This window comes from Fusibacillus kribbianus, from assembly GCF_030053595.1.
GTDB classification, from domain to species: domain Bacteria; phylum Bacillota; class Clostridia; order Lachnospirales; family Lachnospiraceae; genus Lientehia; species Lientehia kribbiana.
Genome location: NZ_JASGBQ010000002.1, coordinates 251,178 through 274,430 on the forward strand (window position 1 = coordinate 251,178; position 23,253 = coordinate 274,430).

Below are 23,253 nucleotides of genomic sequence, written 5' to 3' on the forward strand. Positions count from 1 at the left end.
ATCACAACCTTTTATGAAAAAAAGACGGCCCCGTCAGCTGCCAGCTGCGGGGTCTTCTTTTTTCACCTGTTACTCTGCCGATATTTCTTCTGTTTTATAAAGGAATCTGACTTTTCCGCTCTCTGCCTCCGTGTTATCCAGGAAGGAATGATAGCTCTTTGCGGCATCGGATACGGCACGGAACCGCTCCACAAGCCCTTTCAGATCTCCTTCAAACACATCCAGAAGCTTCTGAATCCCTTCCTCATGAAATTCCTTCAGGCCGTCAGAAAGCTGCATGGCACCGTCCGTAAGCCGGGATACGCCATCGGTAAGGGCTGCCCCTCCCTTTTCAAGCTGTCCGATTCCCCGCGTCAGAGAATCAGCCCCCTCAGACAGACGGGCGGCTCCTGTCTGAAGCTGTCCGGCTCCCTTATAAAGCTGTCCGGCTCCCTCTCCGGCAGCGGCCACTCCATCCGTATAGACCAGAAGTCCCTCATAGAACTGACGGTAGCTGTCCAGCTGACTCTTAAGTCCTTTCACGCCTGCCGCACCATTTTTCGCCATCTCCACGGCTCCGTTTATCTGAGCGGTCACTTCTTCACTCTGCATCTTCTGATCGATGAGCTCCTGAAGCTTTGCTTCGGTGACACCGGAAATCTTATCCTGGATCTCCGCAGAATTCATCTGCGCCTCCACGGCCTGCCCAATCTGGGCTACAGCTGCGCGGGTCTCTTCATCGACCTCTGTTAAGCCCTGGGCAATAGCCTCATACTGCTCTGTACTCATGGGGTTTCCCATGGCATTCAGGACGCCCTCCAGAATCTGGCTTCGCACCTGTACCTCCACCGCAGTCCGTACCTCAGCAGACCGTTCCCGCACACCGGCTGTCACAGCCTCCAACGCCTTTTCCCGTGCCGCCGCTCTCACCGCATTCTCATCCAGGGAAGCAAGCACGCCAGAAAGGACTTCACTGTAATTGTCCTGGGTCAGCTTCGGTACAGAAACTCCTGCCTGAATAAGCTGCTCTTCAGCGGCCTGCAGAAGAGAATCAAAGACCTGCTTTGCTCCTCCTCGTATGGCATCATTTTCTGATGCCAGACGGGAAAGGCCGCTCTCCAGCTCTCCTGCCCCGTTTTTCAGACTCTCCGTTCCGGAAAGAAGCTCCTCTGTCCCTCTGGAAAGGCTTCCTGCTCCCACTGCCAGCTCACCGATCCCGTCGATCATTCCGCCGGATTTGTCAAGAAGCTCCGCAAGTCCGTCATAAAGAGCCGAAGAGCCATCCATCAGCTGCTCCATGGCATCCTCCAGCTTTTCCAGAGAAGCTTCCAGTTTCTCTTCTGTATCTGCCTGATCCAGGTCAAGCTCTGCGAATATATCATTGATTGCCAGCGTCATGGTGGTCTCCAGTTCAAAATCAGTCACATCGGCACTGATTTCTACATAATCCGGAAAATCCACCTGTTCCCTGTCAAGCTCCAGACTCTCATTCAGGCCCGGCAGTGCAAAACCTGCCACTGCCAGATGACTTCCGTCATTGAGGATCCGCCCGTTTGAAACCTCCACATTGGTGAATTTCTCATTGTCCAGAATCATTCCCGTCAGCATCACAAAGGGCACGCAGATCTGTTTTTCCTTTCCATCCACCACAACAGTCTCATACTGCCTGTTGGTATAATCAAAACGCATCGTGACCCGTCCGCTCTTTCCGGCCAGTTCCTTCGGAGAAACCGGTTTGCCATCCAGCTGATAGGATATCTTCACCTCCACCGGAAGCTCCTTATCCGTTTCTGTCTGGCTGCAGGTTTCTTCCCCGTTCCCGCTCTGCATCCACCGGCTGACAATGGTCTTTTTAACAGTTCCGTCCGCGTCGGAGATCACATAGACAGTCTCGTCTCCGCTGAATCCTCCGGTTTCTGTATCGTGTTCCTCTTTTGTTTCCTTTTGAACGCTCTGCTTTTCAGAAAAAGCTTCCTCTCCCTTTTTAACTCCTGCCCCATAAACAGCTGCCCCCGTCATGCCGAATGTGAGGGTTACAAATAGGACTGCCGCCAGAAGCTTTTTTGATATGCCGTATCTCTTTCTCATAATACCGCCTCCGTTTTATGATTTTCTTTCTTTTTTCGTTTAAAGCCCAGGCTCGTGGCGCAGATCAGCCGGTCAAGAAGCATGAACATGGCCGGTAATACCAGAATCACTGAGATCATGCTGACAATGGCTCCTCTCGCCATCAGATTGCACAAGGCGCTTATCATATCAATATCCGAGTAAACCGCTACGCCGAATGTAGCCGCAAATAACCCCATGGCGCTGACCACCACAGAAGGGATGGAAGCAGCCAGCGCTCTTGTCACAGCCTCCCGCTTTCCGCAGCCTCCATATCGTTCTGTCTTGTATCTGGTAGTCATGAGAATGGCATAGTCCACCGTAGCTCCCAGCTGAATGGTACTGATACAGATGGGGGCAATGAACGGCAATGACGTTCCGGTATAATGAGCCAGTCCCAGATTAATAAAGATTGCAAACTCGATGACTGCCACCAGGATCACCGGCAGGCTGATGCTCCGCTCCACAATGGCAATGATGATAAAAATAGCGATGATGGAAATGGCATTTACCACCCGGAAATCCTTGTCTGTCACATCGATCATATCCTTGGTGCAGGGGGCTTCCCCGATGAGCATGCCTTTTTTGTCATATTGCTTCAGGATCGTATTCAGCTCGTCGATCTGCCGGTTGACCTCGTCGCTGGCCGTCCGGTATTCCGAATTGATCAGCATCAATTCCCAATGGTCACTTTTCAGGATCTGATCGACAGACTCCGGAATCATTTCCTCCGGCACAAGGGATCCCACGACGGATTCCATCCCAAGTACGTACTTAACGCCGTCCACCTGCTCCATTTTCTTCATCATTTCCCGCTTCTCTCCATCAGAAAGATTCACATCTGTCAGAAGCATATGGGTGGAACCCACGTTAAATTTTTCCTGAAGCTTCGTATTGGCGATCACATTGTCCATATCCCTCGGCAGACTGTCGGAGAGCTCATAATAAACCTCATCATTTGTTTTCTGATATCCCAGGCAGGCCGGAATGAGAAGTGCTGCAAAAAGCACCAGGAACAGAGGGAAAAATCTGGTAATCCCGGCAGCCATCCGCTCTGTGGAAGGGATCAGGGAACGATGATGCAGCTTTTCAAGCGGCTTATCCAGCAACAGAATCAGGGAGGGCAGCACCGTCACACATCCGATGACGCCCAGGATAACTCCCTTTGCCATGACAATGCCCAGATCCTTACCCAGGGTAAAGCTCATGAAACAGAGGGCAATAAAGCCGGCCACTGTTGTCACAGAGCTTCCCACCACAGAAGTCAGGGTCTTTTTGATGGCTGTTGCCATGGCTTCCTGCTTATCGGCAAACACATTCCTCTGCTCCTCGTAGCTGTGCCACAGAAAAATGGAATAATCCATAGTCACAGCCAACTGAAGAACTGCCGCCAGAGCCTTTGTCAGATATGAGATCTCTCCTAGGAAATAATTGGTTCCCATATTCAACAGAATGGAGATCCCGATACTCAAAAGGAACACAAAGGGGATCAGGAAATTATCCATAAACACCATCATGGCCGCGCAGGCCAAAAGAACCGCGATGGTCACGTAAACCGGCTCCTCCTTCTCACAGAGAGCCTTCAGGTCCGTCACCAGCGCCGACATGCCGGACACAAAGCACTGCTTTCCCACCGTGTTTTTGATGGTACTGATGGCCTCCATGGTCTCATCGGAGGAGGTTGAGCTGTCGAAAAAGACTGCCATCATGGTAGCATCCCCCGAATTGAATTCCCGATACAGCTTGTCAGGAAGCAGATCCATAGGAACGGAAAGATCCAGGATGCTGTCGTACCACAGCACTGTATCCACATGCTCCACCTGCTTGATCTTCTCTTTGATTTCGGCCACCGCCTCCGGTTCCAGTCCTTCTGTTATAATAAATGAAAATGCACCTTTTCCAAAATCCTCCATGAGAATATCCTGTCCCTTCACCGTGTCCATATCCTCCGGTAGATAAGTCAGCATATCATAATTGATCCTCGTCATCGCCATACCGATAACGGAAGGAATCATCAACAGAATGGAAATGACCAGGATCGGAATCCGGCATTTTACCACTGTTTTTCCAAATTTCATTCAAACGGCCTCCTTCTATATGGTAATAATTCTGCCGGTCAGAGATCAAAACGATTCCTTCCGGCAAAAATCCATGTACGCCTTATTCTATTGTTCCTTTTCTCTTTTGAAAACAGATAAAAGGCAGGCTGTGTCTAAAAATCAGACACAGTCCGCCTTTTGTCTAAAACCTCGTATCCGTATTTCTGCTCCTGTTTAAACTGCCGCCCGTTCAAGAGCCCTTAATATCTCTCCGTCCAGCATAGTTCCCAGCCTTCGGATGAGTGGTTCCGGCTCATACTGCATTCCGCTGGCCAGCCAGTCCATAATCATGCCTGTGAGAGCCGATTTATAAAATGCGGCGATGAGCTTTTTATCCTCCGCAGAGACGTTGATTCTCTCTGATACTTTTCCCACAAACCGGTCCATCACATCCTGGGCGATCCTGTTTAAATACCGTTCAAAAATTTCACGATTCACAGAATTGTATATGTGATAAATGATTTTTTTATTTTCCAATGCAAACCTGGCAGCGGCAATGAAGCCCTCCTCCCAGGATTCCTCTCCCAGATGTTCCCCCAGTACCCGCTCTGTCTCCTCCCGAAGGATCAGCTCCAAAAGAGACGGTATGTCATCAAAATGATAATAAAAGGTATTGCGATTGATGCCGCAGTCCTCCACGATCTCTTTTACGGTAATCTTCTCAAGGGGCTTCTCCTGAAGCAGTCCGAGAAATGAATTTGCAATTGCTTTTTTTGTCAAAGACGACACCGTCGGTCTCCTTTCCCTGCTGCCTTCTCAATTTCTCTCTCAGCTTCCGCTGTTTCGGCGGATCACCGGTGTCTGCGGATTGTAGGTGCTGTTGTGAAGGAACTCGCGGCTGATCTCCTCTCCATCCTTGTAGGTCACCAGATCCGTCACTACCCGATATCCCTCTTTTCCATAAGACTTATATTTTTCCTCGCCGGGGGAAAGAGAATCATCCTCCACATACTCCGGCTCCGGAACGGGAATCGTCTCTTCGACGCGGGAATCCATAGCCACTGTGACGCCCTCCTCCAGGATCGGAATGCCGTAAATATAACAGATCACCTCCGGCCCGTATGCATCCAGAAGCACCAGAATATTCCCTGAAGAATTGTTCCGGAATTTTAAATCCGAATAGGAATAGGCGATCATGGCATCCTCTCCCAGAGGGACATAGGACACGGTCATGCTGTGCCCATTCCTCTCGGTAGTCTCCAGCCCCGCCTTCACCACAGCATTGTAAATGGTGGAGGATACCTGACAGACACCACCACCGAACTCGGGAACCACCTCTCCCTTGGAATAGGTGGCCGCCTCCCGGTACCCCTGAGCCTCCGTCGTTTCACCGATCAGGGCATTCATGGAAAACTCCTCATCGGGTGCCAGAAGGGTGTTATTCACGGTATCCGAAGCCAGTTTCACGTTATGATCTCTGTCATCATTATCCACATTGGCCTCCGTGCGGAATTTGGCCAGGCAGACATAAGCCTCCTTCGCCTTGGCAAGATCCATCGCCGGTGCGACCTCGGAGATCTTTCCGGTCAGGACCGCATCGTATTTTCCTGCCGCAAACGCCTCCTTAAGCTGGAGCAGAAGATCGTCCCGGTCCACCTTCCGTCCCGGCTTCTCCTCTGAATACTGAAACCCGTTCTCCTCATCGTAACCGGTCATGGCCGCATCCTGTGCCTCCACGTCATAGAGATCGGAAACCTTATCAATCGCCGCCTTTGCAGCCTCCTCATCGTAATAATCGGCTACCGTAAAATACCGCTCCTTTCTCTCAAGAAGAGAAATCGTGGAAAGCCTTTCCTCATCGCTTCCCACATGGCCCAGCTTAAACGCCTCAGAGAGAACCTCATCCATATTGTTGAGAAGAATATTGTCGAGCTCATAGGTCTCATCTCCGCAGGAGACCTTCATAGCCCAGCCGCCCTTTTCCGACACGGCCGCCGTCACCTGCTCCTTTGCCTGCTCCATGGAAAGACCGCCCAGGGAAATGTTTTCCACATAGACTCCCTCATAAAAAGTATCCGCATGAGCCAGGATCTGCTTATGCTCCATGGTTTTTTTTACAGCAAAAATCCCCACAACGAGGGCCACAGCCACCAGCGCCACCAGTGCCATACACAGGATCGGTGCCCGCTCCCACAGACTTTTTCTCCGCCTGCTCCCTGGTCTGCCCACCGGTTTCTTTTTATATTCTGTTTGTTTTTTCGTATACTCTGTCTGCGTTTTATTCATGTCCTGCTCCTCAAAAACAAAACCAACTGCCTACCTATACTTTACAAAAAATCGCGGAATTTGTCTACGGAATCTGTTGCGTATTTTTATATTTTCGTATATACTGATACAAAAGAAAAAAAGGAGGATATACACATATGAGACATCTCTTAAGTCCTCTGGACTTCTCGGTAGATGAGCTGGAGCATTTGATGGATATAGCCAACGATATTGAAGCCCATCCGGCAAAATATTCCGAAGCCTGCAAGGGTAAAAAACTTGCCACTTTATTCTATGAACCAAGTACCCGCACCCGTTTAAGTTTTGAAGCAGCGATGCTCAATTTAGGGGGCAGTGTTCTTGGTTTTTCTTCTGCCGATTCCAGCTCTGCTGCCAAAGGAGAAAGTGTTTCCGATACAATCCGCGTCATCTCCTGTTACGCGGATATCTGCGCCATGCGTCATCCCAAGGAAGGAGCACCCATGGTTGCCGCTGCGAAATCCGGCATTCCGGTCATCAATGCAGGTGACGGCGGCCATCAGCACCCCACCCAGACACTGACAGACCTGCTTACCATCCGTTCCCTGAAGGGACATCTGGGAAATATGACCGTAGGCCTCTGCGGTGATTTAAAATTCGGCCGTACCGTCCACTCTCTGATCAACGCTCTGGTCCGTTATCCCGGCATCCGGTTCGTTCTGATCTCTCCGGAAGAGCTTCGGGTTCCCAGCTATATCCGTGAAAATGTACTGGATGCCCAGAAGATCCCCTACGAAGAAGTCCGGGATCTGGAGACGGCCATGCCTTCTCTGGATATCCTCTACATGACCCGTGTCCAGAAGGAACGCTTCTTTAATGAAGAAGAATATATCCGTATGAAGGACTGCTACATCCTGGACAAGGCAAAGCTGGAAAATGCCAAGCCTGATATGAGCATCCTCCATCCTCTGCCCCGTGTCAATGAAATTTCTGTAGAGGTGGACGACGACCCCAGGGCTGCCTACTTTAAGCAGGCCCAATACGGCGTCTACATCCGCATGGCTCTGATTCTCACCCTGCTGGGAATCACAGTGGAATAACTCACCCTCATTATATGTCTTTTACAGAAAGGATAGAATGCGATGTTAAATATCGGCGGACTGAAAAACGGAATCGTCCTTGACCATATTAAGGCAGGAAAGAGCATGGATATTTACAAATACCTGAAGCTGGACAAGCTGGACTGTCAGGTGGCCATCATCAAAAATGCCAGAAGCAACAAGATGGGACGCAAGGATATTTTGAAGATCGAAGGCGATCTCGACGTGGTGGATCTGGATGTACTGGGCTATATCGACTGCAACATCACGGTCAACATCATAAAGGACGAAAAAATCGTAGAAAAGAAAACCCTGGAGCTTCCCCAGAAGCTGACCAATGTGATCAAATGCAAAAACCCCAGATGCATCACCTCCATCGAACAGGAGCTGCCCCATATCTTCTTCCTGGCCGATGAGGAAAAACGAGTATACCGTTGTGCTTACTGCGAGGAAAAGCATAAATAAATCATTTTCTAAAAGAAGAGAGTGCTGCTCCTGCCTTTAACTCAGAATGCTTTAGGTGCAGGAGCAGCACTCTCTTCATTTTGCAACAGAAAAAGCAGATAAGCTTTTGCCTATCTGCTTAGTCGGAATGACAGGATTCGAACCTGCGACCTCTCGGTCCCTAACCGAACGCTCTACCAAGCTGAGCCACATTCCGATGTGAGGTGGCTCTGATTTTCTCTCAGAACCAAATCCTCATATACTTTACCACACATTTCTCATGTTGGCAAGTGTTTTTTTAATTTTTTTTGAATTTTCTTCAAATTCATAATTTAAGCCAGTTTCTCCTTGGCAAGCTCAGCCAGCTTTGCGAAGCCTGCTGCGTCATTGACAGCCATGTCAGCCAGGATCTTTCTGTTCATCTCAACGCCGGCTTCCTTCAGGCCGTACATGAAACGGCTGTAGGACAGACCGTTCATTCTGGCTGCAGCATTGATACGGGCAATCCAGAGCTGTCTGAACTGTCTCTTTCTCTGCTTTCTTCCTGCGTAAGAGCTGGTAAGAGCTCTCATCACGGACTGCTTTGCTACTCTATACTGTTTGGAACGAGCTCCTCTGTAGCCCTTTGCCAGCTTCAGAACTCTGTTGTGCTTTTTCTTAGCGCCTAAACCGCCTTTAATTCTTGCCATTTTAAGTCTTCCTCCTTCTTTTCTTCACTACAATCAGTACGGTAAAATCTTCTTCATAACCTTAGCGTTTGAAGGAACTGCTACAGTTGCTTTTCTAAGGTTTCTCTTTCTCTTCTGAGACTTCTTGGTCAAGATATGGCTCTTATAGGCCTTCATTCTCTTTAATTTCCCGGTACCGGTCTTTTTAAAACGCTTTGCTGCTGCTCTGCTGGTTTTTACTTTAGGCATGATTCTTCCTCCTTAAACTTTGTCTCAGGTATGACCCTGTTTTTTAACGCTTTTCCGATAAGAACATCACAAGGCTTCTGCCTTCCACCTTGGACGGCTTGTCAACCACTGCAATATCAGAAAGCTGCTCTGCAAAATCTTCCAGGATGTGTCTGGAGTTATTCATATGGCTCATTTCCCTGCCGCGGAACCGCAGGGTAACTTTGACCTTATTGCCCTTCTGAATGAACTTCCTGGCGGCAGAAACCTTGGTATTCAGGTCATTTTCCTCAATATTGGGAGACAGTCTCACTTCCTTGATCTCAATGACCTTCTGTTTCTTTCTGGCCTCTTTTTCCTTTCTGGCCTGCTCATAACGATATTTTCCGTAATCGATAATCTTGCATACCGGCGGCTTCGCCAGCGGAGCAACCTTCACCAGATCCAGCTCTGCCTCACGGGCAAGTCTCTGAGCTTCCTTTGCAGATACGATCCCAAGCTGCTCTCCATGTACGCCGATCAGACGAACTTCCTTATCCCTGATCTGTTCATTCACCATTAACTCGCTAATAACTCGACACCCCCATTATATGAAAAAAGTGGATAGAAGAACTATCCACTTAAAATCCCATGACAACCTCCGCACAAAATCTACACGGAACGCCGAAATTATAGGAACCCAAGTCACTCGGTGGTGCTAAGGTGAGAGCGGATACTCTTCTTTGATTAACACAGCTTTTATATATTACCATGTATTGTTTTAAATGTCAACATTTTTTTGTCCCGTATACCGAGAAAGGAACTGACGGGTCCGCTCCTCCTTCGGATGCTCAAAAACCTGCTCCGGCGAGCCCTGTTCCAGAATCAGTCCTTCGTCCATAAAGATTACGTGGTCAGACACATCCTTCGCAAACTCCATCTCATGAGTCACAATGACCATGGTCATACGCTTCTGGGCCAGATCCTTAAGAACTTTCAATACTTCTCCGGTGAGTTCCGGATCCAGAGCCGAGGTAGGCTCGTCAAAACACAGAATATCCGGAGAAAGAGCCAGTGCCCTGGCGATAGCCACCCGCTGACACTGCCCGCCGGAAAGCTGGTGGGGATAATTCTTCATCCGGTCAGAGAGCCCCATCTGCCTGAGAAGCTCGGCCGCTTCGGCCTCGATCTCCTCATGGATCGCTTTTTTATTCGCCTTATAATCCTTTTTTTCCTTCGCAAGAAGCTCCTTGGCAAGCATGACATTCTTCAGAGCCGTATACTGGGGAAACAGATTGAAGGACTGAAATACCAGTCCGAAATGAAGTCTTTTCTTTCGGATCTCCGCCTCCTGCCCGGAAACAGTACTTTCCGCATCAAAAAGAGTCTCTCCGTTTACACGGATGATCCCCTTATCCGGTCTCTCCAGAAAATTCAGACAGCGTAAAAGCGTCGTTTTTCCGCTTCCGGATGAGCCGATGATGGACAGCGCCTGGCCTTTTTCCAGAGAAAAGCTGAGATCCTTCAGCACTTCGGTATCGCCAAAGGATTTGCAAATATGTTCTACCTCTAAGATCGCCATCGTCTCTCCCTCCTATCTGAAATATTCCAGCTTCTTCTCCAGCTTTCCAAGCACGATCGTCACCACGCCGTTCCAGATGAGATAATAAAAAGCCGTAAAGAATAACGGCCAGATCTCACCGGAAATTCCCTGGGAGCCCTTCATGAACGACTGGCCGGCCCAGATGATCTCCTGCAGGGCAATGATCCGCGCCAGAGACGTATCCTTAACCAGAGTGATGACCTCGTTGCATACAGGAGGAACGATCCGTTTGATCATCTGGAGCAGCTTGACCCGGAAAAAGATCTGGCTCTTTGTCATACCGAGCACCAGACCGGCTTCCTCCTGCCCGATTGGAACACCCCGAATGCCTCCCCGGTAAATTTCCGAGAAGTAGCAGGCATAATTGAAAATAAACCCGATGGCAGCAGCGGTAAATCTGCCAGCCTCGCCGCTTCCCCAGATCGTCTTTCCGAACACAAGGCCCGGAAAATAATAAATGATCAGAAGCTGGATCATAAGCGGTGTTCCCCGGACGATCCAGACAACGATCTTCGTCAGCCAGCTTAAAGGCCTGAACCGTGACATGGACCCGAAGGCAATGATCAGTCCCAGCGGCAGTGCGCCGATCAATGTGACGAAAAAGAGCTTCAGTGTCTGGATAAATCCCACATTCAGCGCATTGATGACGATCGGCATCTGTTCCATTATCTTATCCATTTGCTTCTCCTGTTTTCTTCCTGATAACCACACAATAGAGAGCGGAATGCTCCGCTCTCTATCTTATGTCATTTCTGTAATTCTGTCAAATATTCTACTGTTCGATCAGTGCCGCCTGAATGCCGTAAGTCTCCGCACATTTTTCCATGGTTCCATCGCCATAGGCCTCTTTGAAGTAATCGTTCAGCGCTGCTGCCAGATCAGAACCCTTGCGGAATCCGACACCGTACAGCTCGCTGTTGAGGCCTACGGTATAAGTAAGCTCATCATAGCCGGTTCCCTCTCCTACCATGGCAGCTGCCATCAGGGAATCGATCACTGCAGCATCAGAGCTTCCGGCTGCTACTTCCATCAGGGCGTCTGCCTGGGTGGAAACGGGGGTATAATTCAGTCCCAGTGCCTTCACCTCTTCCTCGCCGGCGCTTCCGGCTTCCACTGCAAAGGCCAGATCGGAAAGGCTCTCCACATCCTGATACTGATCAGCCACATCTGCCTTGACGATCACCACCTGTGCGTTATTACAGTATGCGTTGGAGCACTCCATGGCACTCTTCACCTCATCGGTAAGGGTCATGCCGTTCCATACACAGTCGATGATCCGTCCGGACAGCTCCAGTGCCTTGTTGTCCCAGGTGATCTCAATGAATTCCACTTCCACGCCAAGGCTCTCGGCAAAGCCCCTTGCCATGTCAGCGTCAAAGCCGATCCACTCACCGCTCTCATCCTTATAATCCATGGGTTCGAAATCGGTAATGCCAACAACCAGCTTACCTCTTTCCTTCACATAGGCAAGATCACTTGCCTCTGCTGCAGTAGTCTCCTCCTTTGCAGCGGTGGTTTCCTGCGCTTTGGTGGTTTCCTGCGCCTTCGTAGTTTCCTGTGCCTTGGTAGTCTCCTCCTTCTTGCTGCCGCAGCCTGCAAGAGAGCCGAGAACGATCATAACACTCATCAGTAATGCAATCAGTTTCTTCATAACAAAAATCCTCCTCGTTATTATCAGCTATGTAATAGTAACACATTATCAAAGTAAAGTGCAAGTCTTTTTTGTTTTTTCTTTAAATAATGTGAAATCCTGCTTCCCATTCCCTGCACCTCTATGCTATAATATGTCCTGATACAATCAGTAACAAATATTATAATAAGAGGAGCGAATTTATCATGGAAATTACGAAGGACATTAAATATGTAGGCGTAAATGACCATGACGTGGACCTGTTTGAGGGTCAGTACGTTGTGGAAAATGGTATGGCTTACAACTCTTATGTAGTTCTCGATGAAAAGACAGCCATATTCGATACAGTGGATGCCCGTTTTACCCACGAATGGCTGGACAACATTGAAGGCGTACTGGGATCCCGCAAGCCGGATTACCTGATCATCCAGCATATGGAGCCGGATCATGCTGCCAACATTGCAAACTTTATGCAGGTGTACAAGGATACGACCATTGTTTCCTCTGCAAAGGCTTTCGTTATGATGAAGCAGTTCTTCGGCACGGATTATGCGGACAGACAGATTATCGTAAAAGAAGGGGACACTCTCTGCCTCGGCAAGCATACGCTGGCCTTTGTAGAAGCACCCATGGTGCACTGGCCTGAGGTTATCGTGACCTATGATACCTGCGATAAGGTTCTCTTTTCCGCAGACGGTTTCGGCAAATTCGGAGCTCTCGATGTGGAGGAGGACTGGGCATGTGAGGCACGCCGCTACTACATCGGCATCGTCGGCAAATACGGCGCTCAGGTTCAGAACCTTCTTAAGAAGGCTGCAGGCCTGGATATCCAGATCATCTGCCCGACCCATGGTCCTGTTCTCAAGGAAAATCTTGGCTACTATCTGAACCTTTACAATATCTGGTCCTCCTACGAAGTGGAGTCCGAGGGTATCGTGGTTGCCTACACCTCCGTTTACGGCCATACCAAGAAGGCTGTTGAGGTTCTGGTGGACAAGCTTCGCGCCAAGGGCTGCCCGGAAGTAGTTGTCCATGATCTGGCCCGCACCGATATGGCGGAGGCTGTCGAGGACGCTTTCCGCTACGGCAAGCTGGTACTGGCTACTACTACCTACAATGCCGGCATCTTCCCTCAGATGCGTGATTTCATCGAGCATCTGACCGAGCGCAATTATCAGAACCGCACTGTCGCTCTGGTTGAGAACGGAAGCTGGGCTCCCATGGCAGCCAAGACCATGAAAAACATGCTGTCCGACTGCATGAAGCTCACCTTTGCCGACAATACGGTCCATATCAAATCTGCTCTGAACGATGAGAGCAGCGCTCAGCTGGAAGCACTGGCTGAAGAGCTGTGCAAGGATTATCTGGCACAGCATGACGATACCGCCAACAAGAACGACCTGAACGCCCTGTTCAACATCGGCTACGGTCTGTATGTGGTTACCTCCAACGACGGCAGGAAGGACAACGGACTCATCGTAAACACCGTTTCTCAGGTAACGAATACACCCAACCGGATCGCTGTCACCATCAATAAGGCCAACTATTCCCACCATGTCATCAAGCAGACCGGTATCATGAACTTAAACTGCCTGTCTACCGATGCTCCTTTCTCCGTATTTGAGACCTACGGGTTCCAGAGCGGAAGAAACGTGGACAAATTTGCCGGAACCACACCGCTTCGCTCTGACAACGGACTGGTGTTCCTTCCCAAATATATCAATTCCTTCATGTCCTTAAAGGTGGAGCAGTACATCGATCTGGATACCCACGGAATGTTCATCTGCAGCGTAACTGAAGCCAGAGTTATCACCAACGTGGAGACCATGACCTACACCTACTATCAGAAGAACGTAAAACCCAAGCCCCAGACGGAAGGCAAGAAAGGCTTTGTATGCAAGGTCTGCGGCTATATCTACGAGGGTGACGAGCTTCCCGATGATTTTATCTGCCCGCTGTGCAAACACGGAGTTGCTGACTTTGAGCCCATCGGATAATGAGTCTTATGCCGTGAGGCACCCCCATATAAAAGGTGCAGTCCCCAAACCGGGACTGCACCTTTTTCATCCTTATGCTCCTTTTGCTGCTCTAACGGCTCTGATACGTCGCACACTCTGTCTGATCCGCAACCTTTGCATTGTGGCCGGCAATGGAAATCTCATCTGCCGTACACTTCCTGCCCTCATTGTAAACGCAGGATACCGCCTCGCACTCCACATTGAGCGCACGGCTGGGCGTCTCATACTGATTTTTGCAGCCGCACTGTACCCGCTCGTCAAAGCTGGCACAGCTTGTCTCACTGGGCTTTTTCGCCTGAGCCCCGTCTACAAGAATCGTTCCCTTACAGCAAAAGCGGTCATTGTTGTGCACACAAGTTTCTGCACTGCATACCAGATCGGTCATGACACATTCCTCCTTTTTCGTAGTCGAAGAAAGTATGTGCAGAATCTTGTTTTTTATTCAGCAAAAAATGCGGCAGGATTTTTCCTGCCGCATTTTTTCATAAACCTCTTCTCTCAATTGAACGCCTTTATTTGTTATCTGCAACAATTTCACGGATTTCCTTGGTGCGGATTTCCCGGCAGATGAAGTCAGTAAACTCTTCGATCGTCTTCTTTCCCTCATCACCTGCAAAACGGCTTGATACAGAAACCATACCATCTGCCTGCTCCTGCTCACCAACGATCAGCCAGTAGGGAAGGCGGTCCATACGAGCTTCACGGATCTTGTAACCAAGCTTCTCAGAACGCTCATCAACTGTAACATCCACACCATTGTCCTTGAGTACCTTCTCAACCTTGTGGGCGTACTCAAGATACTTGTCAGAAAGCGGAAGAATACGTACCTGCTCCGGGCAAAGCCAGGTAGGGAACTTGCCTGCATAATGTTCAATCAACCAGGCAAGTGTACGCTCGTAGCAGCCAAGAGAGGTTCTGTGAATAATGTAAGGACGAACCTTCTCGCCATTCTGATCTACATAGTACATATCGAAGTTTTCTGCGATTGCACAGTCAAGCTGAATGGTAACCATGGTGTCTTCCTTACCATACACATTCTTAGCCTGGATATCGATCTTCGGTCCGTAGAATGCTGCTTCTCCCTCTGCCTCATAGAAGTCAATGTTCTTCTCGCGCAGGGCCTGGCGAAGCGCTTCCTGTGAAGTCTCCCAGTACTCCTCATCACCGAGGTACTTCTCTTTATTGCTGGGATCCCATTTGGAAAGACGGAATGTCACGTCGCCAAGCAAGCCCAGGGTATCCATAATGTAGATTGCAAGATTCAGACAGTTCTGAAGTTCTTCCTCAACCTGATCCGGACGAATGACATTGTGTCCTTCGGAGATCGTGAACTGACGAACTCTTGTAAGGCCATGCATTTCTCCGGAATCCTCCTTACGGAACAGGGTGGATGTCTCACCCATACGGTACGGAAGATCACGGTAAGAATGATGCTCGTTCTTGTAGCAGTAATACTGGAACGGACAGGTCATGGGACGCAGTGCAAGTACTTCCTCCTCGCCATCCTTCTCCGGATCGCCAAGTACAAACATTCCATCAAGATAGTGATCCCAGTGTCCGGAAATCTTGTACAGATCAGATTTTGCCATAAACGGAGTTCTTGTACGAACATAACCCCACTCACGATCTTCTGTATCTTCTACCCAACGCTGAAGCTTCTGGATGATCTTCTGTCCCTTGGGAAGAATCAGAGGAAGGCCCTGTCCAACCACATCAACCGTTGTAAAGAGCTTCATCTCACGGCCAAGCTTGTTATGATCCCGCTGCTTTGCATCCTCCAGTTTCTGGAGATGAGCCTGTAAATCTTCTTTCTTGTTGAACGCAGTTGCATAGATTCTCTGCAATCTGTCGCGCTTTTCATCGCCTCTCCAGTAAGCCATGGAAGAGGAAATGAGCTTAAATGCCTTGATTCCCTTTGTATTCATCAGATGGGGACCTGCGCAAAGATCCACAAATCCACCCTGATCGTAGAATGAGATTTCACTTCCCTCCGGAAGATCTTCAATCAATTCCACCTTGAAAGGTTCCTCCTTCTCCTTCATAAGAGCAATCGCCTCTTCTCTCGGAAGCAGGAACTTCTCCAAACGATTGCCCTTCTTAATGATCGCCTTCATCTCCTTCTCGATTGCATCCAGATCCTCACGGGAGAAAGGCGCATCCACGAGGAAATCATAGTAGAAACCATCTTCAATAGCAGGTCCGATTGCAAGCTTTGCATTTGGGAATAATTTCTTCACTGCTTCTGCCATTACATGGCTTGCTGTATGACGAATCACCTGAAGACCAGCCTTGTCATTTGCAGTTACAATGTTTAAAGTCACATCTTTATCAATGACGGTACGAAGGTCCACCACTTCGCCGTCCACTTCGCCTGCACAGGCAACACGCGCAAGCCCTTCGCTGATATCAAGTGCGATATCATATACACTTTTTGCCTCGCTGTACTCCTTTACAGAGCCATCCTTCAATGTGATTTTCATATCTTTTCTCCTTTTCTTGAAATAACAAAATCCCCTATCATACATTTTTCCTGTATGATAAGGGACGAATTAACAAATAATCCGCGGTTCCACCCTGCTTGATTCCGGGAATCCACTCAACTGGCGGTAACGGTGCCTGCCGGGCTGTATAAAAGCCGCTCCGAGCTGGTATTCGGTATGCATTTCATGCAAAGGGCTTCCACCTTTCCCCTTCTCTCTGTCCACTTCCTGCATCCTACTGGTCTCATCAACGCATTATCTTTATGCTTAATTAAGTATATACACGGTTTTTGGTTTTGTCAACCGGTCAGTTTTTCAATTTCTCACTTGTTTTTAAAAAATTCCTGTTCCAGAAGGGCCGCCGCACACCGCACCAGCTCCTTACAGGGCCTTTTTTTATAATATTCGGCTGTCCTGAGAGACGGTGCTGCCCCCTCTTCCTTTTTGTCCTTCTCCGTAAGCCCCAGAAGCTCCCCGCAGACAATGCTTCCATTGGCCTCCCGAAAGGCCTCCGCAAGACGTCTCATGGTCTCATAGTTTTCTGTTTTTACCTGTTGATTTTTCGGATCTGTATTTCCCGTCTCCAACCCACATACGAGAGCCATCCCCGATACGGCTCCGCACACCTGCCGCATCCGGCCCATCCCTCCGCCGAAGGAGCAGGACAGCTTAAGTGCTGTCTCCCGGTCTATTCCGTAATGATCCGCAAACGCCAGAAACACCGACTGACAGCAGTTGTAGCCCTGTCCAAAAAGCTCTGCAGCCCTCTCTGAATCGCTCATCTATTTCCCTCCGTCACAACGTCGGCAGACCTCTGCCAGCCGTTTGATAAACTCCGGTGTGGTTCCGCAGCAGCCGCCGATCACATCAGCCCCAAGCTCCACCAGGCGCTTCATATGCTGCGCAAATTCTTCTGCCTCCATGGAATAAACTGCCTCACCTGTCTCTGTAATGGTGGGCATCCCGGCATTGGGCTTCACAAGAAGAGGGACTGTCACCTGCTTTTTCATGTTCTGCACTACCGATTCCAGGCGGTCCGGACCGACGGAGCAGTTGATGCCAACCGCATCGGCCCCCATTTCCGCCAGTGCCTGAACGGTGTCAAACACATTACCGCCGAAAAACAGACTTCCGTCCGATTCAATGGTCATGGAGCACATGATGGGAAGACTGCAGACTTCCCTGCAGGCCTCCAGAGCCGCCATGGTCTCATCCAGTCCCAGCATGGTTTCCGCCACCAGAAGATCCACTCCTGCTTCCGCAAGGATCCCGATCTGCTCTCTGTAGATATCCAGAAGCACGCCGTAATCTTCATCCATCTTGCTGGTAGTTGTCAGATCACCCGCCACAAGGCAGTCCGTTCCCACCGCTTCCCTGGAGATTCCAACCAGTTCCCGGTTAAGCTCCCGAATCTGTCCATAAAGGCCCCGGTCTGTCAGATTCACCCGGTTGGCCGTAAAGGTGGGCGCATAGACGATCTGGGAGCCTGCCTCCTTATAAGCCCTCTGCAGATCAATCATCACCTGTCGGTTTTCGCAGATCCACTGCTCTGCGCACACGCCTCTCGGCATCCCTGCTTTCAGCAGATTGGAGCCGGTTGCTCCGTCTACCAGTACCGTTCCTCTATTTACCAGTTGTTTAAATTCTTCTCTTGTCACTGTTTATCCTCCTTCGCCTGCTCCATTTCTTCCTCTTCCTCCGCAATGGCCAGAAAATCTCTGTCTTTGCTTTTCAGCCTGGGAATAAAGCGTTTCGCAAAACGCCCCTTTCCCCGGTTCTTCACATAGAAAAAGCCAACTGTGGAAAAGACCACTGCTCCGATGAAATTCACAAAAAGATCCTTCATGGTGTCATAAAGGCCAATATCCAGATAACCACCGAGCCCCAGGCTCTCTCCGTTGACCGCCACATCCGTTATTCCGCCTATGGTGACCGGCACATTGAGTCCTTCCGTATTCAGCATCACCGACGTAATGGATGTAAGAACGGTATCCTTCTGCATATCCAGGTGAAAGAAAACATCCATACCCCATTCAAAAAACTCCCACAGAACACCGATAGTCATGGAAAAGCAGAAGGCCACTATGGCCATATAAGCCGGTGACAGCTTGAAGGAAAACCGTTCTCCCCGATTTAAAATATCTACCAGAGAAAAACCGATCGCAGCCATCAAAAATCCATTGAGAGTATGTAAAATCGTATCCCAGATGGGAATCCGCAAATAAAACGCTCTTATCTCTCCCAGAATCTCAGCCGAGAAAATAAACAACAGTATAATGATCTCCAGCCCTGTCGGAAGCTCCACCTTGATGGACACCTGCAGGAAGCTCGGCACGATCAGAAGTAAAAGCGTCAGCACGCAAAGATATACATTCTCATAGTTCTTATTAAAGAACTGAAGCACCATGGTGACCACCACAAGCATACGGAGCACCGTGAATACAAGAAAGGAGCTTTTGTGCTCCCGAAGTTCCATATGGATCGCCTTTTTCCACGCTTCACACCTGCGCCTGGACGGTTTGTTTTCCTTCGGCGTTCTCTGTTTGTCTTTCATATCTCTCCGCCTCCCTGTCCTTTCTTCTGAGAATTATACCACTATTTTTCCATAAGGGATAGCTGTTATTTCATGGAGCATTGACATCCCCCGGCTTTTGTTCTATTCTTTTTAAAGAACTTTTCCGCAGCCAAAGAGTACTGTCTTACAGAGAAAGGAACTTTCATGGATATTTATATTGACTCCCATGTGCATACAAGCTTTTCCGGCGATTCGGACACTCCGCCGGAAAAACAGATCGAACAGGCAATTTCCCTGGGGATGCCCGTTCTCTATATCACCGATCATCAGGATTTTGACTGTCCGCCGGGTGTACCGGAATTTACCTTTGAGACGGAGCCCTATTTTCGAAAGCTCCGGGAGCTTAAAGAGCAGTTTCGGGACCGGATCGAGCTTCGCATTGGCGTGGAGCTGGGACTTCAGACGAACATCCCTACAGACCTTACAGCCTATGCCTCCGGCCATCCTTTTGATTTCATCATCGGTTCCACCCACGTCTGCTGCGGCATGGATCCTTACTATCCCGAGTTTTATGAAAATCGCCCCGAAGAGGAGGCATACCGCTCCTATTTTGAATATGAGCTTGAAAACATCAAAGCCTATGACTGCTTCGACGTGGCCGGACACCTGGATTACGTGGTCCGTTACGGTCCCAATAAAAATACCTTTTACAGCTATGAAAAATACAAAGAACTATTTGATGAGATCTTAAAGACTCTCATTGCGAAGGGCAAAGGGATCGAATGCAACACAGCCGGCTTCAAGGCAGGCCTCAACCATCCCCATCCCACGGAGGAGATTTTAAAACGTTATCGGGAGCTGGGCGGAGAAATCCTGACTCTGGGCTCTGACGCTCATCAGACGGTTCATCTGGCCTATCATTTTTCTGCCATCGGCGACCTTCTGAAAAGCTGCGGCTTCCGCTATTACACGGTATTTAAAGACCGAAAGCCGGAATTTCTGCCGTTATAAATCCGTTTCCGTACAATAACAGGAGCTTCAGAGGAATCAACATCTGCAGCTCTTTTTTCGGTATTAAATAAGCTTCATATCCTTCCGATTATAGAAATCTTCCATTACTCCTGCAATGGCCTCGGACACCTGTGGTTCCATACAGGAATTCACCCGGCCGTTCTCCAGTGAGCGGACAAATGCCACCAGCTCATAGCGGATTCCCTCACCATCCAGCTGATAAAAGTATCGTCTGTTTTCCGCAGGATTCTCATAACGGATCTCAAAATAATCTGTTTTCCACCAGGGAGCCGGAACGTACACATAGCCTTTTGTACCGGAAATCACCAGCTCTCCTTCAGATTTGACGCCCTTACCCACCTTAAGGGAAGCCGTCCCATGGCTGTAGAGGAAGTCAATTTTTGTAAATGCGTCATAGCTTTCTTTCTCATCGATCAGTCTGGAAACGATCTTCTTTTCCCTGTAATCTGTTCCAAGAAGCTGAAAAATGGGCAAAAGAGCCGTAGGGCCCCAGTCGCAGATACTGTTCCATCGTTCCTTCAGGCTATCCGGTGAAAGATCTGCCAAACTGGTACAAACCGCATCCACAGAAGCCACCTCGCCGATCTTTCCGGCCTTCACCAGTAGCAGAAGTCTGAGATACGCCGTCGCATAGGCTGTTTTCAAAGCTTCCATAAGGATACAGCCCTTTTCTTCGGCGAGAGCCCGCACCTCTCTGTATTCTGCCCTGGAAAGAGTCATGGGGGACTCACAGAGTACATGCCTGCCCCGGCCAAGTGCCTCCTTGATCTGAGCGTAATGTCTGACAGGATGAGAATGGATATAGACCGCATCCACATGATCCAGAAGCTCTCCGTAATCATCGGTGATGAGAGGCAGCTTTTTCAGATTCTCTGACATGTTTTCTATCTTTCCCGTACAAATGCCGGCAATCTCAAGGCCGTTTACAAATCCGCACTCTGCCTCCACCTTGTTGAGAAACACAGAATCTCCAACAAGCCCAAGGGAAACTGCCCGTTTCTTTCCCCGAAGCTCCGAGCTTGAAATCCCTTCTGTCCTGTCCAGATAAACCACCTGACAGTATTCCTTGAGATAATCAAATTTCCCGATCCAGTCAGAGCCGACCGTAAAAATATCCACATCATAGCGCCGGATATCATCGATCTTCTGTCCCTCATATTCCTCAACGATGATTTCATCCGCCAGACCGGTAGCCTTCACCGCCTCGATCCTCTCCATGAGGGACTGCTGAACATTGATCTTGCCCCGTGTCTTGTCATAATCATCCGCCGTCACACCAACGATAAGATAATCCCCCAGAGCCCTGGCCCGCTCCAAAAGGCGGATATGCCCGTAATGAAGGAGATCATAGGTACCGTATGTAATGACCTTTATCATACCAAACTCCCCTCCTTTTTACAGAAGGCCCCGCCTCTGCATATCCTTCATGGCTTCCACCAGGCGTGTATTATCCTCCGGCGTCAGTGCACCAAGATGCCCCACACGGAACACCCGGTCAGCCAGTTCTCCGCCGTTGGGACAGATCCAGATCCCGTATTCATCCTTCAGGGTCACAAAGATCTCATGAGCCGAAGAATTCAGAGGATGAAGGGGGGTCAGTGCATTGGACATGGACGGAGAAAAAATCTCGAAGGGAAGCCCCTGGATTTTTTTCCGGAAATCCTCAGCCAAACTGCGGATCCGTGCAATTTCACTTTCCACTCCTCCTGCCTTTTCAATCTCCAGAAGTCTTGTATGGATCTGCCGTAAAATCCCGACCGCAGGTGTAAAAGGGGTCTGCCCCCGCTCTCCGTTTTTGAGGGCACTTTTCAGATCCAGATACATACATTTTGTTTTATTCTCGTTTACCCGCTTCACAGCCTCCGCAGAAAGGACAACCAGGGAAATACCGGGCGGGCAGGCCAGAGCCTTCTGAGAACCGGTCAGCATCACATGAACTCCCAGCTTCTTCATTTCAAAGGGATCTGCCAGAAAGGAGCTGACTGCATCCACCACAAGAAAGAGTCCCTTTTCCCGGCAGAAACGACTGATCATCTCCATATCATAATGTACCCCTGTCGAGGTCTCATGGACATTCACCAGAAAGCCTGTATAACCGCCTTCTCCGTAAGACCACAGCTTTTCTTCCGTCAGGGGTTCACCGTAATTCAACCTGATCTCTGTATAAGGCACCTCATGGAGTGCACAGAGCTCTGCGAAGCGGTGACCGAAGCTTCCGCCATTGACCACAAGCACCTTATCCTTTTCTGTAAACACATTCATAACTGCCGCTTCCATGGCTGCTGTCCCGGAACCGGTCAGAAATACAACTCTGGCATTCTCTTCCGCACCGGCAAAGTCTTTTACCAGTCGCTCATTTTCAAACATCAGCTCCGAAAATTCCGGTGTCCGGAAATAGGGAACCTGCTCCTGTCCGATCTCTCTCACGGCATCGCTGGACTGCACCGGACCTACGGCGAAATTTAACATAATTGCCTCCTTATGGCTCTTCGTAGTTTTCTTTCTATATTGATTATAACAGACCGCCTTATATTTGCAAGTGCAACGGTATTTTACAGAACAAAGAGTATTTAACTGAATACATGGAATTCCTCTGCTTTTTCAACTAACAGGTAATCTCTGCCTGAACAGGCAATGAATGATTTCTAAAGATCCGGCAAAAGGCAGGCTGAATTCTTTCGGCCTGCGCCTTCGCCGTCAGATGTGATTCGTTGTTTTATTTTGTTTCCGGTTCCATTTCTTTTGTAAACTGCTCGACCGAAGCTGCCCGGGCAGCCAGCTTATGCCACCTTCGCAGGCAGTCCAGATCCCGCTCCGTTAGGATCCGCTCCTTCAGTTCCTCCGGAACTGTCCCGCAGTCTTCCAAAAGCTCCAGTACACTTTCCGCCTTTCCCAGGACACGTCCTTCTTCCTTTCCGAGGGCATGTCCTTCTTCTCTCCCCGCTTCTCTTCCTTCTGCCTTCCCTTCTGCGCGCTCTTCCCGCAAAAGCTCTTCCAGCCGCATAAACTTCTCCTCCATTCTCCGGCTTCCTTTGATTCGACGCACAGATTCCTGGAGCTGCCTCACAAATGCATCTCCGTATTCCTCTGTACTTGCCGGCAGATCCGCTCCTGCATACTTTAAGAACTGTACCAGAGATTCCGGCGTTTCCTCCTCATTCTTCCCGCAGGTGCTCAAAAAAATACTG

The 23,253-nt window shown here is 49.3% G+C and carries 22 protein-coding genes, 1 tRNA gene and 1 other annotated feature; of the genes, 4 read left to right on the plus strand and 19 right to left on the minus strand.

All coding sequences use genetic code 11. The features are described 5' to 3' along the window. Nucleotides 1-69 precede the first annotated feature (69 nt). The 4 genes from QJ036_RS02885 to QJ036_RS02900 form a co-directional block, all read right to left on the minus strand. Nucleotides 70-2,067 (minus strand): hypothetical protein, encoded by a 1,998-nt coding sequence (locus QJ036_RS02885; protein WP_283229934.1) that lies wholly within the window; start codon nucleotides 2,065-2,067, stop codon nucleotides 70-72. Beyond that, complete coding sequence (locus QJ036_RS02890) at nucleotides 2,064-4,163, minus strand: efflux RND transporter permease subunit (RefSeq protein WP_283229935.1); 2,100 nt, start codon at nucleotides 4,161-4,163, stop codon at nucleotides 2,064-2,066. The genes QJ036_RS02885 and QJ036_RS02890 overlap by 4 nt, the downstream gene beginning before the upstream one ends. Before the next feature lie 195 nt (nucleotides 4,164-4,358). After that, entirely contained in the window at nucleotides 4,359-4,913 is a 555-nt protein-coding gene (locus tag QJ036_RS02895) for a TetR/AcrR family transcriptional regulator (protein WP_283229936.1), read from the minus strand. A gap of 39 nt (nucleotides 4,914-4,952) precedes the next feature. Then, a complete protein-coding gene (locus tag QJ036_RS02900) occupies nucleotides 4,953-6,410 on the minus strand; it encodes a VanW family protein (RefSeq protein WP_283229937.1) in 1,458 nt (485 codons plus the stop codon). Nucleotides 6,411-6,547: 137 nt separating this feature from the next. On the opposite strand from QJ036_RS02900, the gene pyrB reads away from it, so the two are divergent. Together pyrB and QJ036_RS02910 are read left to right on the plus strand one after the other, a co-directional pair. Further along, nucleotides 6,548-7,468, plus strand: a complete 921-nt coding sequence (pyrB, locus tag QJ036_RS02905; protein ID WP_283229938.1) for an aspartate carbamoyltransferase — start codon at nucleotides 6,548-6,550, stop codon at nucleotides 7,466-7,468. Nucleotides 7,469-7,510: 42 nt separating this feature from the next. Continuing rightward, nucleotides 7,511-7,933 carry an aspartate carbamoyltransferase regulatory subunit gene (locus QJ036_RS02910; protein WP_283229939.1) on the plus strand — a complete coding sequence of 141 codons (423 nt, stop codon included), beginning with the start codon at nucleotides 7,511-7,513 and terminating at the stop codon, nucleotides 7,931-7,933. Between the two features lie 122 nt (nucleotides 7,934-8,055). Here the strand turns inward: QJ036_RS02910 and QJ036_RS02915 are convergent. The 7 genes from QJ036_RS02915 to QJ036_RS02945 form a co-directional block, all read right to left on the minus strand. Next, a tRNA-Pro gene (locus QJ036_RS02915) sits at nucleotides 8,056-8,129 on the minus strand. A gap of 115 nt (nucleotides 8,130-8,244) precedes the next feature. After that, nucleotides 8,245-8,601 carry a 50S ribosomal protein L20 gene (gene rplT / locus QJ036_RS02920; RefSeq protein WP_283229940.1) on the minus strand — a complete coding sequence of 119 codons (357 nt, stop codon included), beginning with the start codon at nucleotides 8,599-8,601 and terminating at the stop codon, nucleotides 8,245-8,247. 33 nt (nucleotides 8,602-8,634) lie between these two features. Next, nucleotides 8,635-8,829 (minus strand): 50S ribosomal protein L35, encoded by a 195-nt coding sequence (rpmI, locus tag QJ036_RS02925; RefSeq protein WP_283229941.1) that lies wholly within the window; start codon nucleotides 8,827-8,829, stop codon nucleotides 8,635-8,637. A 43-nt stretch (nucleotides 8,830-8,872) separates the two neighbouring features. Continuing rightward, the gene (gene infC, locus QJ036_RS02930; RefSeq protein WP_283229942.1) at nucleotides 8,873-9,367 is read right to left on the minus strand and encodes a translation initiation factor IF-3; all 495 of its coding nucleotides are present in this window, start codon (nucleotides 9,365-9,367) and stop codon (nucleotides 8,873-8,875) included. 201 nt (nucleotides 9,368-9,568) lie between these two features. Continuing rightward, complete coding sequence (locus QJ036_RS02935) at nucleotides 9,569-10,369, minus strand: amino acid ABC transporter ATP-binding protein (RefSeq protein ID WP_283229943.1); 801 nt, start codon at nucleotides 10,367-10,369, stop codon at nucleotides 9,569-9,571. A 12-nt stretch (nucleotides 10,370-10,381) separates the two neighbouring features. Continuing rightward, complete coding sequence (locus QJ036_RS02940; protein WP_283229944.1) at nucleotides 10,382-11,068, minus strand: amino acid ABC transporter permease; 687 nt, start codon at nucleotides 11,066-11,068, stop codon at nucleotides 10,382-10,384. Between the two features lie 94 nt (nucleotides 11,069-11,162). Next, nucleotides 11,163-12,041 carry a transporter substrate-binding domain-containing protein gene (locus QJ036_RS02945; protein WP_283229945.1) on the minus strand — a complete coding sequence of 293 codons (879 nt, stop codon included), beginning with the start codon at nucleotides 12,039-12,041 and terminating at the stop codon, nucleotides 11,163-11,165. A gap of 185 nt (nucleotides 12,042-12,226) precedes the next feature. On the opposite strand from QJ036_RS02945, the gene QJ036_RS02950 reads away from it, so the two are divergent. Further along, nucleotides 12,227-14,017 carry a flavin reductase gene (locus QJ036_RS02950; protein ID WP_283229946.1) on the plus strand — a complete coding sequence of 597 codons (1,791 nt, stop codon included), beginning with the start codon at nucleotides 12,227-12,229 and terminating at the stop codon, nucleotides 14,015-14,017. 91 nt (nucleotides 14,018-14,108) lie between these two features. On the opposite strand, the gene QJ036_RS02955 is transcribed toward QJ036_RS02950, so the two are convergent. The 5 genes from QJ036_RS02955 to QJ036_RS02975 all read right to left on the minus strand — a co-directional run bounded on the left by QJ036_RS02955 (nucleotide 14,109) and on the right by QJ036_RS02975 (nucleotide 18,994). Next, nucleotides 14,109-14,423: a DUF1540 domain-containing protein gene (locus QJ036_RS02955; protein WP_283229947.1), complete on the minus strand. Its 315-nt coding sequence runs from the start codon at nucleotides 14,421-14,423 to the stop codon at nucleotides 14,109-14,111. 127 nt (nucleotides 14,424-14,550) lie between these two features. Then, a complete protein-coding gene (gene thrS / locus QJ036_RS02960) occupies nucleotides 14,551-16,518 on the minus strand; it encodes a threonine--tRNA ligase (RefSeq protein ID WP_283229948.1) in 1,968 nt (655 codons plus the stop codon). A 57-nt stretch (nucleotides 16,519-16,575) separates the two neighbouring features. Further along, nucleotides 16,576-16,778 (minus strand) — a binding site (T-box leader). A gap of 63 nt (nucleotides 16,779-16,841) precedes the next feature. Beyond that, nucleotides 16,842-17,300, minus strand: a complete 459-nt coding sequence (locus tag QJ036_RS02965) for a C-GCAxxG-C-C family protein (protein WP_283229949.1) — start codon at nucleotides 17,298-17,300, stop codon at nucleotides 16,842-16,844. Further along, on the minus strand, nucleotides 17,301-18,176 hold the full coding sequence (locus tag QJ036_RS02970) for a homocysteine S-methyltransferase family protein (RefSeq protein WP_283229950.1): 876 nt from the start codon (nucleotides 18,174-18,176) through the stop codon (nucleotides 17,301-17,303). It abuts the gene before it with no gap. Further along, the gene (locus tag QJ036_RS02975; RefSeq protein WP_465221477.1) at nucleotides 18,173-18,994 is read right to left on the minus strand and encodes a DUF2238 domain-containing protein; all 822 of its coding nucleotides are present in this window, start codon (nucleotides 18,992-18,994) and stop codon (nucleotides 18,173-18,175) included. Before QJ036_RS02975 ends, QJ036_RS02970 begins: the two co-directional genes overlap by 4 nt. A gap of 243 nt (nucleotides 18,995-19,237) precedes the next feature. Between QJ036_RS02975 and QJ036_RS02980 the strand changes: the two genes are divergently transcribed. Next, nucleotides 19,238-20,044 carry a histidinol-phosphatase HisJ family protein gene (locus QJ036_RS02980; protein ID WP_331487465.1) on the plus strand — a complete coding sequence of 269 codons (807 nt, stop codon included), beginning with the start codon at nucleotides 19,238-19,240 and terminating at the stop codon, nucleotides 20,042-20,044. Nucleotides 20,045-20,107: 63 nt separating this feature from the next. On the opposite strand, the gene QJ036_RS02985 is transcribed toward QJ036_RS02980, so the two are convergent. The 3 genes from QJ036_RS02985 to QJ036_RS02995 all read right to left on the minus strand — a co-directional run. Further along, nucleotides 20,108-21,442: an adenylyltransferase/cytidyltransferase family protein gene (locus QJ036_RS02985; RefSeq protein WP_283229952.1), complete on the minus strand. Its 1,335-nt coding sequence runs from the start codon at nucleotides 21,440-21,442 to the stop codon at nucleotides 20,108-20,110. 18 nt (nucleotides 21,443-21,460) lie between these two features. Beyond that, entirely contained in the window at nucleotides 21,461-22,534 is a 1,074-nt protein-coding gene (locus QJ036_RS02990; protein ID WP_283229953.1) for a pyridoxal-phosphate-dependent aminotransferase family protein, read from the minus strand. A gap of 247 nt (nucleotides 22,535-22,781) precedes the next feature. Next, a partial coding sequence (locus tag QJ036_RS02995) for a hypothetical protein (protein ID WP_331487466.1) occupies nucleotides 22,782-23,253 on the minus strand: 472 nt, incomplete at its 5' end.

Coding starts and splice junctions, on each gene's coding strand:
- QJ036_RS02945 (WP_283229945.1), bottom strand. CDS start 12,041: ATGAAGAAACTGATTGCATTACTGATGAGTGTTATGATCGTTCTCGGC.
- QJ036_RS02955 (WP_283229947.1), bottom strand. CDS start 14,423: ATGACCGATCTGGTATGCAGTGCAGAAACTTGTGTGCACAACAATGAC.
- QJ036_RS02890 (WP_283229935.1), bottom strand. CDS start 4,163: ATGAAATTTGGAAAAACAGTGGTAAAATGCCGGATTCCGATCCTGGTC.
- QJ036_RS02885 (WP_283229934.1), bottom strand. CDS start 2,067: ATGAGAAAGAGATACGGCATATCAAAAAAGCTTCTGGCGGCAGTCCTA.
- rplT (WP_283229940.1), bottom strand. CDS start 8,601: ATGGCAAGAATTAAAGGCGGTTTAGGCGCTAAGAAAAAGCACAACAGA.
- QJ036_RS02940 (WP_283229944.1), bottom strand. CDS start 11,068: ATGGATAAGATAATGGAACAGATGCCGATCGTCATCAATGCGCTGAAT.
- QJ036_RS02980 (WP_331487465.1), top strand. CDS start 19,238: ATGGATATTTATATTGACTCCCATGTGCATACAAGCTTTTCCGGCGAT.
- QJ036_RS02990 (WP_283229953.1), bottom strand. CDS start 22,534: ATGTTAAATTTCGCCGTAGGTCCGGTGCAGTCCAGCGATGCCGTGAGA.
- rpmI (WP_283229941.1), bottom strand. CDS start 8,829: ATGCCTAAAGTAAAAACCAGCAGAGCAGCAGCAAAGCGTTTTAAAAAG.
- QJ036_RS02910 (WP_283229939.1), top strand. CDS start 7,511: ATGTTAAATATCGGCGGACTGAAAAACGGAATCGTCCTTGACCATATT.
- infC (WP_283229942.1), bottom strand. CDS start 9,367: ATGGTGAATGAACAGATCAGGGATAAGGAAGTTCGTCTGATCGGCGTA.
- QJ036_RS02975 (WP_465221477.1), bottom strand. CDS start 18,994: ATGGAACTTCGGGAGCACAAAAGCTCCTTTCTTGTATTCACGGTGCTC.
- QJ036_RS02935 (WP_283229943.1), bottom strand. CDS start 10,369: ATGGCGATCTTAGAGGTAGAACATATTTGCAAATCCTTTGGCGATACC.
- QJ036_RS02900 (WP_283229937.1), bottom strand. CDS start 6,410: ATGAATAAAACGCAGACAGAGTATACGAAAAAACAAACAGAATATAAA.
- QJ036_RS02950 (WP_283229946.1), top strand. CDS start 12,227: ATGGAAATTACGAAGGACATTAAATATGTAGGCGTAAATGACCATGAC.
- QJ036_RS02985 (WP_283229952.1), bottom strand. CDS start 21,442: ATGATAAAGGTCATTACATACGGTACCTATGATCTCCTTCATTACGGG.
- thrS (WP_283229948.1), bottom strand. CDS start 16,518: ATGAAAATCACATTGAAGGATGGCTCTGTAAAGGAGTACAGCGAGGCA.
- QJ036_RS02965 (WP_283229949.1), bottom strand. CDS start 17,300: ATGAGCGATTCAGAGAGGGCTGCAGAGCTTTTTGGACAGGGCTACAAC.
- pyrB (WP_283229938.1), top strand. CDS start 6,548: ATGAGACATCTCTTAAGTCCTCTGGACTTCTCGGTAGATGAGCTGGAG.